This window comes from Nocardioides euryhalodurans (genome assembly GCF_004564375.1).
In the GTDB taxonomy this organism is placed as follows: Bacteria; Actinomycetota; Actinomycetes; order Propionibacteriales; family Nocardioidaceae; genus Nocardioides; species Nocardioides euryhalodurans.
In genome coordinates this window covers 1,223,505-1,236,464 of record NZ_CP038267.1, presented here as the reverse complement: position 1 = coordinate 1,236,464, position 12,960 = coordinate 1,223,505, and the positions used below count along the sequence as shown (strand labels likewise).

13 protein-coding genes are annotated in these 12,960 nt (G+C 67.7%); 9 read left to right on the top strand and 4 right to left on the bottom strand.

Annotated elements, in window-relative coordinates:
- The first annotated feature begins 1 nt into the window (after position 1).
- Genes EXE57_RS05805 through EXE57_RS05770 form a run of 8 tightly spaced genes read left to right on the top strand, consistent with a single transcriptional unit; the run spans position 2 to position 7,379 of the window.
- Complete coding sequence (locus EXE57_RS05805; RefSeq protein WP_135074927.1) at positions 2–1,024, top strand: DNA adenine methylase; 1,023 nt, start codon at positions 2–4, stop codon at positions 1,022–1,024.
- Between the two features lie 2 nt (positions 1,025–1,026).
- A complete protein-coding gene (locus EXE57_RS05800; RefSeq protein ID WP_135074925.1) occupies positions 1,027–1,584 on the top strand; it encodes a hypothetical protein in 558 nt (185 codons plus the stop codon).
- Between the two features lie 8 nt (positions 1,585–1,592).
- Positions 1,593–2,774: an AAA family ATPase gene (locus tag EXE57_RS05795; protein WP_135074922.1), complete on the top strand. Its 1,182-nt coding sequence runs from the start codon at positions 1,593–1,595 to the stop codon at positions 2,772–2,774.
- The gene (locus EXE57_RS05790) at positions 2,759–4,099 is read left to right on the top strand and encodes a 5-methylcytosine restriction system specificity protein McrC (protein ID WP_167305831.1); all 1,341 of its coding nucleotides are present in this window, start codon (positions 2,759–2,761) and stop codon (positions 4,097–4,099) included. The genes EXE57_RS05795 and EXE57_RS05790 overlap by 16 nt, the downstream gene beginning before the upstream one ends.
- Before the next feature lie 31 nt (positions 4,100–4,130).
- Complete coding sequence (locus tag EXE57_RS05785; RefSeq protein WP_135074916.1) at positions 4,131–4,922, top strand: hypothetical protein; 792 nt, start codon at positions 4,131–4,133, stop codon at positions 4,920–4,922.
- Positions 4,919–5,626 (top strand): hypothetical protein, encoded by a 708-nt coding sequence (locus tag EXE57_RS05780; protein ID WP_135074912.1) that lies wholly within the window; start codon positions 4,919–4,921, stop codon positions 5,624–5,626. The genes EXE57_RS05785 and EXE57_RS05780 overlap by 4 nt, the downstream gene beginning before the upstream one ends.
- Positions 5,623–6,432, top strand: a complete 810-nt coding sequence (locus EXE57_RS05775; RefSeq protein WP_135074908.1) for a GIY-YIG nuclease family protein — start codon at positions 5,623–5,625, stop codon at positions 6,430–6,432. Before EXE57_RS05780 ends, EXE57_RS05775 begins: the two co-directional genes overlap by 4 nt.
- A gap of 41 nt (positions 6,433–6,473) precedes the next feature.
- Positions 6,474–7,379 carry a PGN_0703 family putative restriction endonuclease gene (locus EXE57_RS05770; protein ID WP_135074905.1) on the top strand — a complete coding sequence of 302 codons (906 nt, stop codon included), beginning with the start codon at positions 6,474–6,476 and terminating at the stop codon, positions 7,377–7,379.
- Positions 7,380–7,491: 112 nt separating this feature from the next.
- Here the strand turns inward: EXE57_RS05770 and EXE57_RS05765 are convergent, their stop codons facing one another.
- From EXE57_RS05765 to EXE57_RS05750, 4 genes are all read right to left on the bottom strand, one after another.
- Positions 7,492–8,991 (bottom strand): ADP-ribosylglycohydrolase family protein, encoded by a 1,500-nt coding sequence (locus EXE57_RS05765; protein ID WP_135074902.1) that lies wholly within the window; start codon positions 8,989–8,991, stop codon positions 7,492–7,494.
- The gene (locus EXE57_RS05760) at positions 8,988–9,272 is read right to left on the bottom strand and encodes a hypothetical protein (RefSeq protein WP_135074899.1); all 285 of its coding nucleotides are present in this window, start codon (positions 9,270–9,272) and stop codon (positions 8,988–8,990) included. Before EXE57_RS05760 ends, EXE57_RS05765 begins: the two co-directional genes overlap by 4 nt.
- Before the next feature lie 11 nt (positions 9,273–9,283).
- On the bottom strand, positions 9,284–10,150 hold the full coding sequence (locus EXE57_RS05755; RefSeq protein ID WP_135074896.1) for an ARPP-1 family domain-containing protein: 867 nt from the start codon (positions 10,148–10,150) through the stop codon (positions 9,284–9,286).
- A gap of 73 nt (positions 10,151–10,223) precedes the next feature.
- Positions 10,224–10,934, bottom strand: coding sequence for a hypothetical protein (locus EXE57_RS05750; RefSeq protein ID WP_135074893.1), 711 nt, complete (start codon positions 10,932–10,934; stop codon positions 10,224–10,226).
- A 100-nt stretch (positions 10,935–11,034) separates the two neighbouring features.
- Between EXE57_RS05750 and EXE57_RS05745 the strand changes: the two genes are divergently transcribed.
- On the top strand, positions 11,035–12,951 hold the full coding sequence (locus tag EXE57_RS05745) for a hypothetical protein (protein WP_135074890.1): 1,917 nt from the start codon (positions 11,035–11,037) through the stop codon (positions 12,949–12,951).
- The last annotated feature ends 9 nt before the right edge of the window (positions 12,952–12,960 follow it).

The following is a 12,960-nucleotide window of genomic DNA, read 5'->3' as shown; positions in this document are numbered from 1 at the left end:
CATGTCGTATCGTTACCTCGGTAACAAGACCCGCCTCGCCGACTGGATCGTCGGCGAGATCGCGCGCGTCCTCCCAGCAGGTTCGTCGATCGCGGACCCCATGTGCGGCACCGCCTCGGTCTCGATCGCGCTAGCCCGCGCCGGCCACTCTGTCACGGCCGCCGATGCCCTGACCTTCCCGGTCGTCCACGCCCGAACCCGGCTGCTCGCCAAGGAGGAACCGGCCTTCAGCGCGCTGGGTGGCTACAACAAGGCGCTCGGCTGGATGCGCTCGGCTGCGCCCGTGGAGGGCTACTTCTTCAGGGAGTTCGGCGAAGCCGGCGCTCCGGCGAACGGTCGTGCCCCACGGCTGTACTTCTCATCGACCAATGCCGCGCACATCGACGGCCTCCGTGACGGGATCCGCAAGCTCGCCGCAGCTGGCGCGCTCACCGAGGTCGAGCACAGCGTGCTGCTCCACCACCTGATCCTGGCCACCAACAAGGTCGCCAACATCAGCGGCACCTACGGCTACTTCCGGCGCACGATCTCTGGGCCGGCACTGCGGCCGCTCACATTCGAGCCGCTTAAATTCGACTGCACGCCCGGCGAGCACACCGTGCTGCACGGTCCGGTCGAGGACCTCGCTTCAACTCTCAAGGTGGACGCGGTCTATCTCGACCCGCCGTACACCAAGCGCCAGTACGCCGGGAACTACCACGTGCTGGAGACACTCGCCTGTGAGGACGAGCCGGTGGCTGCAGGCGACGGCGGACTTCGTCCGTGGACGGACCAGGCATCGGACTTCTGCTACCGCCGCAGCGCCGGCCAGGCGTTTCGGGAGACCCTCAAGCGCCTCGACGTCCCGCACGTCTTCATCTCCTACAGCGAGGACGGCCAGGTCGGCGAGGACGAACTCGCTTCGATTCTGAGCGACTTCGGCAGGGTCACGCTCCACGAACAGCCTCATATGCGATACAGAAGCAATGATCGTGTGAAAGATGGCGATGTGCTTGAGCGGCTTTATCACGTCGAGGCTTTCTGACCATGGCCCAGAAACTGAACATCGATCGCATTTGGTGGCGGAACGTCCAGCCGGGCGAGTTCTACAACATCGAGCGGTACCCGCAGATCCAAGGCGGCGGTGGGTCGCTATACATTGAGATCCCGAGCTCAATGGTCGAGGCGACGCTGGATTTTCTGGACGCGACCGGCGCTAACGTTGACGCGCTGCCCGTTATCACGATTGAGGCAGGCGTAGTAGGCCATCCGGGGCTCACCGGCCCGATTGAGTTTCAGCGGAAGAAGGGCAGCCGAATGCGGATTGCCCGTCAGAATCGCCAGCAGACCTCATCGGCTCGACACCCCGCCTGGATGGCCGCTCGAGGCTTCCCGAGCGCGCCTGACGACGTCGCCAACAAGGAGGCGGCGCTGCCGTACTTCCCCGAGGGCGGTCTCCGGATCTACATCGCCAAGACCGTCGAGGGCGACTACTACGCCGGGTTCACCAAGGGGCCGCGTCCTGACAACATGAAGCACAACCACCCGATGTGGGACCTGTACCCGCAGGGCAAGGTCGTTGGCGGCGTGATTGATGCGGACTGAGGTTGGGCATGGCTGACAAGATCGACGACATCCTGTCTTCGTGGGGTGCCGGTCGGAACGCCCTGCTCTACGGACCGCCGGCCACCGGCAAGACCCGGTTGATCAGCGAGCTGTTCCAGGCGCTCAACACGCCACCGGAGGCCCACCGCGGGATTCTCTTCGACCCGAACGACAAGGAGACGCCGTTCAGCCGGCCTGAGCAGGAAATCACGATCCCGCAGCCGATCAAGGTCGTGTGGACGACGTTCCACCAGTCGTACGGCTATGAGGACTTCGTGCTGGGGCTGCGGCCCAAGATCACCACTGAGGGCACGCGCCTCCAGCCGTGGGCCGGCGTCTTCCTTGACGCTGCGCTTGAGCTCGAGGATTCCGAGTCGCCGTACAAGTCGGTCGTGATCTTCATCGACGAGATCAACCGAGGAAACGCTGCCCGCATCTTCGGCGAGTTCATGACGTTCCTTGACTTCGACTATCGCGACGGTGGCACGGTGCCTCTCCCGGTGCCACTTCGGCAGCTGACCTATGACGACGGCGAGAGCGAGGAGCTGCTGCGCCCGGGTGGCAAGGCGACGAAGATCCCTGAGGGTTTCACGTTCCCCAAGCACGTCTACATTGTGGCGACGATGAACAGCGTCGACCGGGCAGCCGTCCCCATCGACAGCGCCCTGGCGCGCCGGTTTGACCGGATCGAGATGCGCCCCAACCTTGACGTCCTGGTCGAGCACTGGGGCATGGACAAGACCGCAATCCCGACGCCGACCGAGGACAACTGGGAGGAGCTCAGCCCGTTCGAGACGGCCTACCTCCTGCTCGACCGCCTCAACGTCGCCATCGCTTCCGACCTCGGCCCCGAGTTCGAGCTCGGCCACGGCCTTCTCACGCCCGTGGAGGCAATCAAGCCAGCCGCCGGCCGGACCACCCAGCCAGTCGAGGAGAAGGACGCCTGGCGGAGCCTCGCCAAGACGTGGGACGACGTCCTCTTCCCCCAGCTCGAGGACCGCTACTCCGGCCGACCCGAGCAGCTGATGGACCTTCTACATGTCGATACCGCACCGCCGGCCGGCGAGTACGCCTGGACATTGCGGACGGCTAAGGGCGGCACGGTTGAATCCCGCACCCTCGAACCGGTCCGGGTCAGCGAACTCGACATCGACGTCGTCAAGAGGTCGTTCAGGTGGCTGACACGCTGACGGCCCCGCTGCCCATCGAGCTCCAGGAGTACGGCGCACCCGTCGTACGTCACGCAGAAGACCTCGACCTCCGGGCGCTCGCTGAGGCGAACAAGCGTTGGAAGAGGGCATTGGGTCTCTCCGGTGACCCCATCCGGGTGGAAGACATCGGCGACGGCCTGGTCAAGCTGCGAGCCGAAGCCGTCACCGGCGTCGTTCGTGTCGGTGGCACCGACATCGAGATCGCGCCCAAGTTCTTAAGCGCCGCCGACGACAGCTGGCAGACGGTCCTGTGGCGCATTCTTACCGTTGTCGAAGGTGGCCATGTCGATGACAACCTCACCTCTGCGCACGAGCTCGAGTCGCTGTCCATGCCCGACCTTCTCGCCGAAATGTTTCTCGCGTCCTACGCCAGGGGTGCTGCTCGCGGTCTGCCTCGCGGTTACCTGACCGAGCAGTCAACCGGCGGCACGCTGCGCGGCAGTCTGGACCTCGCGAGGCTGGGTGAGTGGGTGGCGCGCCCGTGGGATCTCCCTTACGTCGCTGATCTGCTGACCGATGACACCCCATTGGCTCGGCTGCTGCGCTGGTCGGCCGAGTGCCTCGCCGCAACGGTAATAGCACCTGGCCGTGCCCGGGCGGTACGCGAGATCGCGGCTGGTCTGTCCCACGTCGGGAGGCAGCCGCCACACCTGCTCGACGCCCAGCGCATCTCGCTCGGCATCCAGCACCAGGGGCTCGAGGCCGCGCGGGTCGTCGGACTGCTGCTCCTCGAAGGTTCAGGCGTTCACCACGCCAGCGGCGACCACGCCCTGTCCGGGTTCCTCTGGAACTCCGACGTTATCTACGAGAACTACATCTACTGGCTTTGCCAGCGTGCGGCCAGTCGGCGCGGGGAACGAGTCAACAAGGGAGCGGTCAAGTTCGGTGAGGTCATCGCCGGCGAGGGCTCCAAGTTGGAGACCACACCTGACGTGGTGTTTCGGGATGCCCAAGGGACACCGGTCGCCGTCACCGATTCTAAGTACAAGCGCTTGGGCACCCGACCGAAGGCGCCCGACACGTACCAGGTGCTGACGGCCGGGCATGTGCTCGGCTGCCAGCGCATATCGCTGACCTACCCGGTCGCTCAGGACCGCGAGCCGACAGTCTGGCGTGTCTCCTCGGCATTGGGAGGCAAGGACGTCGAGTTGACCGCACTTCCGTTGAATCTGATGTCGCTGGCACGGCCTGAAGGACCGCAGGCCCTGATTGACAGCGTGGTTAGCTGGCTCGACGGCGACCTGTTCGCGACACAGCAGAGCGGCCTCGATGACGGGGCCGCCGGTGCCGACGAATCGTCGTGATCCTGTCGGCAGGTTGCCGTAGTTTCTGGCCATGAACAACCAGGGCCGTGAGTCGATCCGGTTCACCCTGAACGGTCAGCGCTACGAGTTGAGCCGTGAGGACGTCGAGAGCCGCCTGGCGGACGTCGCGCCCGACGCGATCCGCAAGCACGCCGTGCGAGTGAACGGCGCCTGGTTCCCGGCCATTCAGGCATTCGAGGCGGCCACCAGGATCCCGCGATCGGAGTTCATCTCCCACACCGCTCGCCGGCACCTGGCAGCGCTGGGATTCGAGATTGCCGGCGACATCGAATCACGCACGACCTCGACGAGGGTAAGTCCCCCGCTCATGCCACCGTCGGCACCGTTACCGGCGACGGGGCTATGCCGAGACGTCAGCGCGCCGGCCGAGCACGGAGGGGAGTGGCACACCGAGGCCAACGTCCAGGCGGCCCTGGTGACGGCGTTGGCCGGCGATGGGTGGCGGATTCTGTCGGTGGCCAACACGGCGACCAAGGAGCACGGCATCGACGTGATCGCCTCCCGGGATGGCCAGACCGCCGGCGTCGAAGTGAAGGGGTACCCGAGCCGCGGCTACGCCGACCCCGCGCGTGCAGGAGAGGTCAAGCGCACTAGCCCGAGCACGCAGGCCGGTCACTGGTACTCCCAGGCGGTACTAGCTGCGATGCGTCTACGGGGCAAGGAGCCGCAGTGGCGCAGCGTCATCGCTCTGCCCGACTTCCCGCGCTACCGCGACCTGCACGCCGAGACGGCCGGCTCGCTCGCCTCGGCGCAGATCGAGGTCTGGTGGGTAGACCGGGCCGGCGCAGTGCACCGGCCATGATCGCCGCCCGTTGGTACGCGAGGCCGGAGGGCGATGGGCTGACGCTCCGGAAGCCGCCGCGGCTGGCCAGCTGGAACAAGTCGACGGACCCGGACCAGGTGCGGCTCCGGGAGTACCTCGAGGACACCGCGAAGCTGCTGGCGCCCGCGATGGTGGCCAGCGGCCCCTGGGCTCTCCTGCTCGAGGTCGGCCTGCCAACCGGTCGCGACCTCGTCGACATGGCCGACCTGGACAACTACGCCTTCCCTTTGGCCAGTCGACTCCGGACTGCGGACCTGGTGTCGGTGTGGTGCAGCAAGCGGCATGCGGACAGATCGCGAGTCCTCGTCGCGCCCGCACATGTGACCGCCGGCCCCAGCGGCACCTACACGGTCCGCACGACCGCCTCGGCCCAGACGACCGCGTACAAGGAGCAGGTGCGTTCAGCGGTCGTCGGTGCTGCCGCGATCCCCGCTGGTGCCGTGCAGCTGCAGGTGGCCTTCGCCGTTGGCCCGCAGCGCAATTGGCTCACCCTCTGGAAGCCCACGATCGACGCGCTCGACCCGCTCCTGGGCCGCACACGCGAAGACCGGGACTGGCACCCCCAAGATGGTCGGATCACGGACCTCGGTCTCCACGTTACCGTCGACTCTTCGCTCGGCCACGACGTGCTGGTCAGCATCGCCGCGGCGGCAGCCGCAACCGGAAAGGCACTTTCTCGATGACGCTCACGTTCGCCTCGGTCATCGCCAGCGCAGGCATCGACGCGGCCGAGGCGCTGGTCATCCGGCACGCCTACGTGCGCGAGCACGAAGACGGGACTGTGGGAATTCACGGGGACTCGTCCGACGCCGAGATCATGGCGTACACGAGCGTCCAGTCGGCCAACACCCGCACCTTCCCCGCCGCGCCGCCCCGGGTCTGGATCGTGTTCCGGCCCGAGGGCGGTGACCGCGCTCGGCTGTGGTCAGTGCTCGTGAATCACGGCGAGACAGCACACGACGGGTTGCGGCGCACGTTCCACCTCGAGCCGTCGGAGCTGATGAGCGACCTGCGGAACCGCTTGGTGATCCAGTGGCGGTCGCCGCGCACCTGGAGGATCAACGCGACGACGGCGGCCGCGTACCCGGTGATGGAGATCGCCGACGCCGAGCCCGTGAGGTTCCCGGGCTTCGACGCACTCACCCTCGATTACCCCCAGCTGCAGGCCGTCATCCGCGAGCACCGGTACGCCGCCTGGCGCACCGCTCTCTCGTCGGTCATCGGGGTCTACCTCATCACCGACACGCGCGACGGGCGGCAGTACGTCGGCAAGGCTGACGGCGCCGAAAACATCCTGCAGCGCTGGGCGGCGTACGCGACCAACGGCCACGGAGGCAACGTGGAACTCCGCAACATCAATCCGGCCAGCTTCCGTCTCTCGGTGCTCCGCGTGTTCGATCCCGCCACACCGACTCGGGAGGTCGACGTCGCAGAGAGCCACTTCAAGCATGCCCTCGACTCACGCCGTCACGGCCTCAATCGCAACTGAACGCGCGCATTCTGACGGCGCCTTGCATTACACATGTCTCCATGAGCGTCATCGACCCGTCGCTGCCTTGGAACGACTCCGCGTGGTCGGAGCCCTCGGACAACAAGTGGCAGGCGCAGCTGCGGCGGCAGCAGGCGTGGTGGAGGGAGAAGCGTCTCGGGCTGCCCGCCGGCCCGCGAGTCGGACATGCTCGCCTCGTGTCGTCGATGCTTCCCGACGACGTCGACCTCGCGACCAACCTCATGTGGCCCGAAGCCGTCGCTGCGGCGGAGAACGCACTACTGGCGCTGACGACAGAGGGCCGCCCCGGCCTGATCCAGGAGGAACGGCTCCGGCGCAACCTGCTGTCGTCCCAGCCCCTGTGCTTCAACGTGTTCGGATACCTCGGCGCACACGAGCAGTCGCTGCTGCCGTGGGTCCGCACGATCCAGCCGGAGGCGGCCTCCATCGACAACATCCGGCTCGAGTGGGCGCCAGCGACCGGCACACTCGGTGGATCCGCCTTCGACGCCTTCGTTTCGTACCAGACCAAAGCCGGGAACCGCGGCTTTGTGGGCGTCGAGGTCAAGTACGCCGAGGACCTGGCCGCCGCGCAACCCAAGCCGGCGAACGACAAGTACAAGGCTCCGACACTGACTGGATCCTGGAAGACCGGTGCGGTCGAGCGGCTCGACAAGCCCAAGCTCCGCCAGTTCTGGTACAACCAGCTCCTCACCCAGGTCGTCCTCGCTTCGGGTGAGTACGACGAAGGATTCGGCGCGGTGGTTGCGTGCGCGGCCGATCACTCCGCGCGGGAAGTCACTGCGACCGTCGCTGCCGAGCTGACCGACCCGGCTGCGCTTCGCTTCTCCTCGATCGAGGACGTCGTCGCGTCCGTGCAAGGCCACGACGACTGGCAGACCAGGTTCACCGAGCGATACCTGACCTACGCACAGCGGGCTGGATGACGAGACAGTTGGACTAGGCGTCGCAACGGAAGCCCCGATGCCCGTGCCGTCCGCCTGAGGCTCCATTCGAATCAGACGCTCGTCAGCGGAAGCAACTCGCCCAGCAGGTCACTCAAAGATCCCCACCGGCGGGATCCGCAAGTCCCGACACGGCGTCCCATACCCGGCCCCACCCGCGGGTCGAGGCCAACGCCGTCCTCACGTCGCGCCGCGCGTCAGCGATGGAGTGTCCGAGCAACACGCCGTAGGCAACCGCGACGCTCGGCGTGCGCTGCTCTGCGGCGACGCAGTGCAGCAGAACCCGCTTGCCTTCCTCGCGCAGTCCGCACACTGCGTCGGCGGCGTCGTACAGGGTGAACTCGAGGTTCTCGTTGGCAGCCGGGTCCTCGCTGTCCATGAGGCGTGAGTGGATGACTTCGTTCGCCCCGGCGAAGCACTCTTGGTCGCGGCCGACGCGGCACATCGAGACGACCGCGTCGACCTCGTGGCCGCGGGTAGCGTGGGTACCGAGCAGCACTCCGTCGTCGTACGGGTGCGGGACGGGATTCGACGACGCCCACTCCGAGTAGGGCACGACGCCGACCGCCGGCCAACCCTTGTAGTCCGGCTGGCCGCTGTTGACGGTGAGTGCCGCGAGGGAGACGAGCTCGATGCCGTCGAGACCGGGCCAACCGTGGAGCGCACGGCGCCAGCGCCAGGGTACGGCGCTCGCGCCCCAGCGCGCGCCGAGGAGGCCTCCCGCGATAGCGGCGACGGTGTCGGTGTCGTCGCCGATCCGGACGGCGCTGTGCAACGCGAGCTGGAGGTGGCGGCACGGCATCCGCTCGGGAACCTCCGTGGTGACGATCGCTGCGACCGCGGCCTGGAGCGCAGTGACCGTGAACCCGTTGGGCCTGAAGCGCTCGCCGGGCACTCGCTCGCTGCGGTTCCGGTCGACGTCGAGGGCGTCGTCGAGGCAGGCCTGCCACTTGGCGCGTCGCGCGTCGGGGAGCAGGTCGAGTCCGGCGGTGATCGCGAATCGGCCTTCCAGCACGGTCGCCCGAATGGCCTCGCACCACAGCACACACGAGTCGCCGGCGAGCGGGTCGCCGTGCGTGAGCTCGGCGACCGCGCGCGCGGCCTGAGCGAGCCGGTCCCGGTCGTCGAGGTGGGCCAGGGCGACGGGAGCCGTCCGCATCAGAGCGCCATTGCCGGCCGAGTGCGTCCGGGCTGCGGAGTAGGCGGCAGCTTCCTCGGCCATCACGCGGCCAGTTCCGACCTCCCCGCTCGTGAGGCGGTTCCGCGTCGCCCGCAGCACGGAACTCGTCTGGATGCCGATGTCGGGCGGGTTGCTCCGGTGCCACTGGAGGAAGCTGTCAGCGATCTGGTCGAGCGCGGGGGCAGTGGTGAGGTCGGCGCCGGCCGCGGCGACCCGCGCGATTGCGACGGCCATCGAGGTGTCGTCGCTCCACTCACCGGGCGCGAAGTTGCCGAGGCCTCCGCCCGTCATCGCAGCCTCGACAGCCGGGGCAGGAGGGGCGGAGAACTCGTAGGGCACGCCGAGCGCGTCGCCGGCCGCCGACGCGAGCAGCACTCCGGCCGCTCGGTCGTGTTGAGCAGTCGTGAGCTTCATCCGAACTCCTTCCGTGTGCCGGTGGCGCCACCGTGAGTGGTCCAGTAGTCCTCATCAGTCAGGTCACCGCCGATCCAGGCCGAGGTCACCTCGAGGAAGGTGTTGTGGTCGTCGCGCTCGCCGAGCGATCCCGCCATCCGCATCTGGGTGGCCTCGGTCTGTGTCACGCCGTCGGGCGCGCCTTCGTCGAGCGTCATCACGCGCCGGATCTCGGCGCCGGCCTCGGTGGCGGTGATCTCGCCGGCCCTCAGCCTGGTGAGCACGTTCTGCACTTCGCTCATCACGACTCCTCTCAGACTGCCTGCAGCAGCGGGTGGCGGCGGTAGGACGCGCGCAGGTGCACGGTCGAGAGGCGGTGGCGCAGCTCGGCGACGTCGAGGTGCTCATTCGTCGCTCTCCCGAGCCTCCCCATCTGACCGACGTCGGGCTCTAAGTCCAACTGGACTTGCGCCAGCCGCTCGGCGAACCGCCGCGCGCGGCGGGCGGGGGTCGGCAGAGCCGGCGCTCCGTAGGCGTCGAGTGCGGCGGCGCGGTAGAGCGGCCGGAGCTGCTCGCGCAGCGTCGTCGGGTGGTCGAAGACCTCGAGCAGCAGCGGCTGCCCGCCGACGCCGATCAGCACGCCACACTGACCGCCGATCGGCCGCACGGCGGCCGAGAGCACCTTCGCCTGCTCGTCGGCGGACGCCGTGTCGAGGCGCTCCGCGAGGGAACCGGTGCGCGAGACGCGCCCTGCGATGGCGTCGTACGACGCGATGCGGCGCCAAACCTCCTCCTGCCCACCGGCGCCGTACCCGTCGCGAACCACGAGGTTGGCCCGCCGGCCGCGGGTCGCCTGGGTGGTGGCCCCGGCCCAGCGACTCTGCTCGACGCAGGCGACCTCGATCGGCATCGCTCCGCCTGCTCGCACCAGCGTGGAGCGGGTCGCCATCCGGTGCTGCATGCCCTCCTCGAAGAGCTGGCCATCGAGCACCAGCACTGGCTTCTCCCCACTGTTGGTGACCTGGAGCGTCGGCACGCTCGGCCCCGTGTCGGCCTCGGTGACCGTCAGGCTGGCCGACGCGGTGTCGTAGATGCGGAGCGACCGCACGTGACCGTCGTGCCAGACCGGGAAGACCGTGATCGCACCGACCGCGGTGCCCTGTCCGATGTGGAGCTTCATGCCGCCACCCCCTTCTCCTGCCCGCTGGTCGGGCGATGGGAACAGGGTGGCGGGCAGCCTCGTCAAGAGGGGGTCAGCCGACTGACCCCCGCAGCTCCTCAGGAAGGTCCGCCCAACCGATGGAGCGCGTCAGATGCACCAGGTAGTGGCCGAGCTGCTCGTAGCTCTCAAGTTTCGGCCCCCACTTCTCCGCGTTCACCCGGTCGCGAACCTTGATCAGTGTCTTCACCACCGCAGCTTCGCCCTTGCCGGTGATGGCCGCGGCCGCCGCAGCAACGTTCGCCGGCTTGTTCTCCCCCTTGATGAGGTAAGCGAAGGTGGCGGCCACAACTAGACGTTGGTTGGGGGTGAGAGTCAGGTGTCCGACTGCGTACCTGGTTCGCGATCTGAACTCGTCACGCACAAGCACGTCATCCTCGGCCAGGGGCAGGCCGGCCCCTGCATCGGGCCCAATCACGACGCCGAGCTGGACGAAGTCGTCGAGCTCGGGGAAGGAGAGCAGACATTCGCCTGCCTGCAGCGCCACCAAGGCGGCCCGGTCGAAGGTGTGATCACCCACGTACGGATCCTGCACCCGCATCCGCGGGCGAGGCCCAACCTGCACGACCCAGCCCTGCTCCCAGGGAAGGAAGCGGCAGAGCTTGCTCGGTACCCAGCTGTTCGGGAGGTGAAGGCCGTATCCCTGGGTGCGACCCACAGAAAGGACCTCCCAGCGCGGGATCTGCCACGGCCCACGCACGGTGTCCCTGTACTTGAGGGTGACGCGGCCCTGAAGGTCGTCCATCGCTGCAGGCTAAGGCAGGGTCAGCCGACTGACCCCCGGTTCGGCTCCAGCCAGTCCATGCTTGTCCTGATCGAACGCCTACGACGAGAACGGAACCGGGATGACGACGAACCTCCGCGACGACGACAAGGTGTTGCTCGTCAAGGTCGACCACTCGGCGGCACTTGCCGCTGACCACGACGCGCTGTACGAGCTCGCGCGCAAGTGGTGGAAGGCGTCCGCCACCCAGGTCCAGCCCGTGCGACGCGTCCTCGCGATCGTCAACAACAAGGTGCTCGCCGCGTACGAGCCGTACCGCTGGGAGGTCGCAACCGATCCAGACCTCCTGGGACGCGTCGCCTTTCACGGCGACGTCGCACCCGACGCCGACCAGTGGGTCGACACAGACGTGAGCCACCTCTTCCCTCAGGGTGCAGCGAACCCCGTCCGCTACACGACGGTCGCCGCGCTGAAGCCGGCGGGCGGCGTCCCGTCGCCGGATCGTGACGACCCGATGGGGCAGGCGGTCGCGCCGTTGGCGGGGGAGGAGCCCTTGATCCTCTTGCTGCGGATCAACAAGTCGTGGCACGACGGCATCTCAGATGTCGACCTTTACGACGTCACTCGCCACTGGTGGGTGATGTCGGCGACGAAGGCCGAGCAGGTCGTGCGGGTGCTCGCCGTGGCGAACGGCATCGTTCGCGAGGCCTACCTTCCCGTGGCCTGGGGGCCGTGCCCCGTGCCCGGCGAGGAGCACCGCATTGGGTTCGACGGAGTGGTGGCCGAGGATCGCGGCCGCTGGGTCGGTGCTGACGTCTCGTCGATCTTCCCGCCCGGGTCGCAGAACCCCGTTCGCTACGTCAGGGCCGCCGATCTCGACATGCCGACTGTGGGGTCCCTGAGCGGCGATCGGAGCATCGTGGTGAGCTCCGAGGACACCAGCTCTCCAGGACTGCCCGAGCTGGTAAATCCGCTGCTGAAGGCATTCGAAGCCGACCTCATGTGGGCCATGTCGCGTGGCGCTCAAGAGCTCTTCCACAGCAACACCATCGCCGCGCTCCTCACCGAGCACCCCCGCGCTGCCGCGCCGCTGGCTGGCCTGTTTGCCGACGACGACGCGGCCACGGAGTGGAACGTGTGGCGCGAGTGGAAGCACCTGGACCTCGTCGCTGAGAGCGCGAGCGGTCGCGACCGGTTCGTTGTCGAGAACAAGTTGTACTCGGTGCCGTACCCGGCCCAGCTCGCCAACTACCGCTCGAAGCCGCTCCCGTGGGCGAAGAACCCTGGGAGGACCGGCGACAGCGAGACCAGTTACTACCTCCTGTCGCTGATGGCACCTGCCTTTGAGCTGCCCAGCCCCTGGCGATGGGTCCCGTACGAGCACCTGCTCCGCGCTCTCGGCCGGCTCGACCCGACACACTTCGGTGAGGACGCGACGCTCGTCGAGCGGTACCGCGTGCTGGTGCGACGGCTCGTCGAGCTCAAGGACGCCGTCGACCCCCAACAGGACGTCGAGGGCCCCTTCGCCGTGAAGGAAGCGTTCGGGATTCTGCCCAGCAAGTACTTCCTCGGTCCTATCCAGCGGATGCGATTCTCCGGATTAGCACAGCTGATCTCCAATGAGTTCGGCGAGCAGCTCCCGCTGGTGGTCGACATCAGCAAGGCCGAGGGCTCGATCACGTACACCCGCCGGCTGTCCGATGACCGCGCCGTCGGATGGCAGTTTCAGGGAGGCCAGCTTCGGCTGTTTGTCCTGGTCCAGGACGCCGGCCTTGCCGGCAAGGGCGACCGGCTCGCGGCCGCCCGGGCCGCGATCGCGGACGCCGAGTACGTCTCTCTCGCCGACTTCTCATCCGTGGCCACCGTCCTCGGCGAGCGTCTCGGGCCACTCGTTCAGGGGCCCGGCGAGTGGCGCAGGTTCGCGCCGGACTTCGTCTACCGGTACTGCAAGGTCGACCCCACCACCTCGTCCGCCCAGCTCGCCGAGGCGCTTTCAGAGCTCACCCTCCACGTCAAGACGTGGGGGACTCTCGATTGACCACTCGCC

Bases quoted from the DNA above. Each gene is read 5' to 3' on its own strand.
- EXE57_RS05805 (WP_135074927.1), top strand. From the start codon at position 2: ATGTCGTATCGTTACCTCGGTAACAAGACCCGCCTCGCCGACTGGATC.
- EXE57_RS05800 (WP_135074925.1), top strand. From the start codon at position 1,027: ATGGCCCAGAAACTGAACATCGATCGCATTTGGTGGCGGAACGTCCAG.
- EXE57_RS05795 (WP_135074922.1), top strand. From the start codon at position 1,593: ATGGCTGACAAGATCGACGACATCCTGTCTTCGTGGGGTGCCGGTCGG.
- EXE57_RS05785 (WP_135074916.1), top strand. From the start codon at position 4,131: ATGAACAACCAGGGCCGTGAGTCGATCCGGTTCACCCTGAACGGTCAG.
- EXE57_RS05780 (WP_135074912.1), top strand. From the start codon at position 4,919: ATGATCGCCGCCCGTTGGTACGCGAGGCCGGAGGGCGATGGGCTGACG.
- EXE57_RS05775 (WP_135074908.1), top strand. From the start codon at position 5,623: ATGACGCTCACGTTCGCCTCGGTCATCGCCAGCGCAGGCATCGACGCG.
- EXE57_RS05770 (WP_135074905.1), top strand. From the start codon at position 6,474: ATGAGCGTCATCGACCCGTCGCTGCCTTGGAACGACTCCGCGTGGTCG.
- EXE57_RS05765 (WP_135074902.1), bottom strand. From the start codon at position 8,991: ATGAAGCTCACGACTGCTCAACACGACCGAGCGGCCGGAGTGCTGCTC.
- EXE57_RS05760 (WP_135074899.1), bottom strand. From the start codon at position 9,272: ATGAGCGAAGTGCAGAACGTGCTCACCAGGCTGAGGGCCGGCGAGATC.
- EXE57_RS05755 (WP_135074896.1), bottom strand. From the start codon at position 10,150: ATGAAGCTCCACATCGGACAGGGCACCGCGGTCGGTGCGATCACGGTC.
- EXE57_RS05750 (WP_135074893.1), bottom strand. From the start codon at position 10,934: ATGGACGACCTTCAGGGCCGCGTCACCCTCAAGTACAGGGACACCGTG.
- EXE57_RS05745 (WP_135074890.1), top strand. From the start codon at position 11,035: ATGACGACGAACCTCCGCGACGACGACAAGGTGTTGCTCGTCAAGGTC.